The following is a 3500-nucleotide window of genomic DNA, read 5'->3' as shown; positions in this document are numbered from 1 at the left end:
GGGCCGGCCTGCTGCCCGGCCGCCTGCTCCATGTGAACGTGATCGGCTGCACCATCTTCGCGGCGATCTCGGGCTCGTCGGCCGCCACCACGCAGGTGATCGGCCGCATGTCGCTCAACGAGCTCACGCGCCGCGGCTATTCCCGCGACATCGCGATCGGCTCGCTCGCCGGCGCCGGCACGCTCGGCTTCCTGATCCCGCCCTCCAACATCATGATCATCTACGGCGTGCTCGGCGACGTCTCGATCCTGAAGCTGTTCACGGCCGGCGTGCTGCCGGGCTTCTTGCTGGCCGCTACCTTCATGGCCTGGGTGATGCTGCACACGACTCTCAGGCCCGCGATGGTGCCCGAGACGGAAGCCAAGCTTTCGCAGGTGCCGTGGGGCGAACGTTTCGCGGCGCTGAAGGATCTCGCGCCGGCACTTTTCCTGATCGCCTGCGTGCTCGGCTCAATGTATGGCGGGCTTGCGACGCCGTCGGAGGCGGCCGCCGTCGGCGTGCTCGGCGCGGCGCTGGTCGCCTGGGCGCAGGGCGCAATGTCGCAACAGGTGATGCGCGACGTGCTGATCGGCTCGGTCATCACCTGCTCGATGATCGCGCTGATCGTGCTGGGGGCCTCGATCCTCGGCAATGCCGCCGCGTTCCTCGGCATCCCGCAGGCGGTGGCCGCGTTCGTCAAGGGGCTCGGCCTGTCGCCCTTCATGCTGATCGTGGCGCTGATCGTCTTCTATCTCGTTCTCGGCTGCTTCCTCGACGGCTTCTCGATGATCGTGATGACGCTGCCGATCGTGCTGCCGATCGTGAAGGGCGCGGGCTTCGACGAGGTCTGGTTCGGCATCTTCCTCGTGATGGCCGTCGAGATGGCGCAGATCACGCCGCCGGTCGGGTTCAACCTGTTCGTGATCCAGGGGCTGACCGACGACGGTCTCGGCTACATTGCCCGCGTGACGATGCCTTATCTCGTCATCATGGTCGGCTTCGTGCTGCTGCTCACGCTCTGGCCCGGCATCGTCACGGTGCTTCCGCGGGTGCTGTACGGATAATCGAAATCTCGACGCCGGCGGTGATCGCCAAGCAGCGGTCTCGTACTCCGGACGCAGCGCAACGTGCCGCGTCTTCGCGGCGTGGTGCGCTGCAGAGCCGGGGCCCATGCGTTAGCGAATGTGGAGCTCTCTGGGTCCCGGCGCTGCGCAGCAGCGTGAGAACGCTGCAGCGCGTCCGGGACACCACAGACGTCCCGTGGCCAAGCTCTGGGGCCTAAGCCGCCGCTTTCTTCCGTGCCAGCTCGGCCTTGTACAGCTCGAACTCCTCGGCAATCGCCCGCGCAATCGAGGGCCGCTGACGCATGCGCTCGTGGTAGGCTTTCACGTTCGGCCATTTCGCGAGCTCGATCGGGGGCGTCGCCACCGTCCAGTTGATCACCGTGACGAGATAGGCGTCGGCCACGCTGAAATGGTCGAGCAGGAAGTCGCGTCCCTCGAGGTAATGGTCGAGATAGTCGAGCCGCGACAGGTTCTTTTCCAAGGCATACGCCTTGGCCTCCTGCGACGCCTTGCGGTCGAGCAGGGGGACGAACAGCCCCTTGTGCAGCTCGGTGCCGATGAAGCAGAGCCATTGATGCAGCCGCGTGCGCTCGATTCCGGCGCTGGCGCCGAGGCCGGATTGCGGAAAACGGTCTGCGACATATTGCAGGATCGCGGCATTTTCGGTCAGCACCACGCCGTCGTCGGTGCGCAGCGTCGGCACCAGGCCGATCGGATTTACCGCGCGGAAGTCGGAGCCGTCGTTCAGTACCCGCTTGGTCGGCGGATCAACTTCGAGATAGTTAGCCTCGGCGCCGGCTTCGTACAGCGCGACGCGTGTCGCCATCGAGCAGGCGAGCGGCGAGAAATAGAGATCCATCTGGTGCCTCCTTGGGCAATTCCTCTTTGGGGGACGCTCAACCTGGCCAGATTGATTTTTGTACCATCTTGCATAATATAATCGCGGTCAAGGATTAATTTGCGAAATGGTACAAAAAGCGAAGCCGCCGGCTGCTGCCGGCCAACCTAAGCGCCGCGGCCGCCCGCGCGCCTATGAGCCCGGCGTTGCGCTCGGCAAGGCGCTCGATCTGTTTCGCAAGCAAGGCTTCGCCGCGACCTCGCTCGACGATCTCAGCGCTGCAACCGGTATGAACCGCCCGAGCCTCTACGGCGCCTTCGGCGACAAGCGCGAGCTCTACATCAAGAGCTACCAGCGCTATCGCGACGAGGCTGCCGCGGCGATGGGGACGATCTTCCGCGAGGAGATGCCGCTGCGTCAGCGGCTGGAGCGCATCTACGCGGCCGCGCTGGATATCTATTTGTCCGGCGACGCCGGCCCGCGCGGTTGCTTCACGATCGTCACTGCGGCGTCCGAAGCCGTCGGCGATCCCGAGATCCGCGCCATGGTGCTGGACGGCCTCGCCGGGATCGACAAGGCGTTCGCCAGTTGCTTTCGCCGTGCCAAGGAGAAGGGAGAGTTGCCGGAGAGCGCCGATCTCGTCGCGCTGGCGCAGGTCGCGTCAGCCACCATGCACACCATCGCCATCCGCTCGCGCGCCCGCGTGCCGCGCAAGGAGCTCGAGGCGATCGTGAAGGGCGCGATTGATGTGATGCTCGGCGCTAAGGGGTAGGCTGGAAGCGAAGCTTCAATACCCCCGCGTCCGGTCCACCACGTTCTCCAGCGCGCCGCCGGCCTCGAACCGCTTGATCTGCTCGGCGACATAGGCCGAGATCGCGTCGGCGTCGGTATCGGCTGCGTTGTGCGGGGTCAGCAGCACCTTGGGATGGGTCCAGAACCGGCTGTCGGCCGGCTGCGGCTCCTGCACGAAGACGTCGAGCGAGGCGGCGCCCAGCGTGCCGTCGTCGAGGCAGGCCAGGATATCGGCTTCGTTCTGCAAGCCGCCGCGGCCGGCATTGATCAGCACGGGCGCGCCGAGCGGGCTGTCGCGGTTGAGCTTTGTGAAGGCGTCGCGGTTGAGGATGCCATGCGTGTCCGGCGTCAGCGGCAGCAGGCAGACCAGGATGTCGGTCGTGCGCAGGAAGGCGTCCATGCCCGCGGTGCCATGGAAGCATTCGACGCCCTCGATCGTGCGCGGGCTGCGGCTCCAGCCGGCGACGCGGAAGCCGAGCCGCTTCAGCACATCAGCCGCATCGGCGCCGAGAGTCCCGAGGCCCATGACGCCCACGGTCACCGCGCTGGCAGGCCATTGATAGAGCGGCGCCCAGCGTTTTGCGCGCTGCGAGTCGCGCAGGTACAGCTCCTGGCGGTGATGCATCAGCACGTGCAGCACGACATATTCGGTCATGCGGTTGGTGAGATCGGGGACGGCGACGCGCACCAGCGGCACCTCGGGCAGGCTCTTGTCCGCCATCAGCGCATCGACGCCGGCGCCGAGATTGAAGATCGCGCGCAGATTGGGGAACGCGCCGAGGACGCCCGGCGCCGGCTTCCATACAGCGGCATAATGGACCTCGGCC

Annotated in this window: 4 protein-coding genes; 2 read left to right on the top strand and 2 right to left on the bottom strand. The window is 66.2% G+C overall.

Going from position 1 to position 3500, the window contains the following annotated elements; translation table 11 throughout:
- On the top strand, window positions 1-1043 hold a 1043-nt coding region (locus JHD07_RS11875), incomplete at its 5' end, for a TRAP transporter large permease (RefSeq protein ID WP_291622192.1).
- Window positions 1044-1257: 214 nt separating this feature from the next.
- Here the strand turns inward: JHD07_RS11875 and JHD07_RS11870 are convergent.
- Window positions 1258-1902 (bottom strand): glutathione binding-like protein, encoded by a 645-nt coding sequence (locus JHD07_RS11870; protein ID WP_291622190.1) that lies wholly within the window; start codon window positions 1900-1902, stop codon window positions 1258-1260.
- A gap of 106 nt (window positions 1903-2008) precedes the next feature.
- Between JHD07_RS11870 and JHD07_RS11865 the strand changes: the two genes are divergently transcribed.
- Window positions 2009-2653 carry a TetR/AcrR family transcriptional regulator gene (locus tag JHD07_RS11865; protein ID WP_291622188.1) on the top strand — a complete coding sequence of 215 codons (645 nt, stop codon included), beginning with the start codon at window positions 2009-2011 and terminating at the stop codon, window positions 2651-2653.
- Window positions 2654-2668: 15 nt separating this feature from the next.
- On the opposite strand, the gene JHD07_RS11860 is transcribed toward JHD07_RS11865, so the two are convergent.
- Window positions 2669-3500, bottom strand: an 832-nt coding sequence (locus JHD07_RS11860) for a glyoxylate/hydroxypyruvate reductase A (protein ID WP_291622186.1), incomplete at its 5' end; no start/stop codon positions are given.

It is taken from the genome of Bradyrhizobium sp. (genome assembly GCF_016462955.1).
In the GTDB taxonomy this organism is placed as follows: Bacteria; Pseudomonadota; Alphaproteobacteria; order Rhizobiales; family Xanthobacteraceae; genus Bradyrhizobium.
This window is presented reverse-complemented; position numbering and strand designations above follow the sequence as displayed.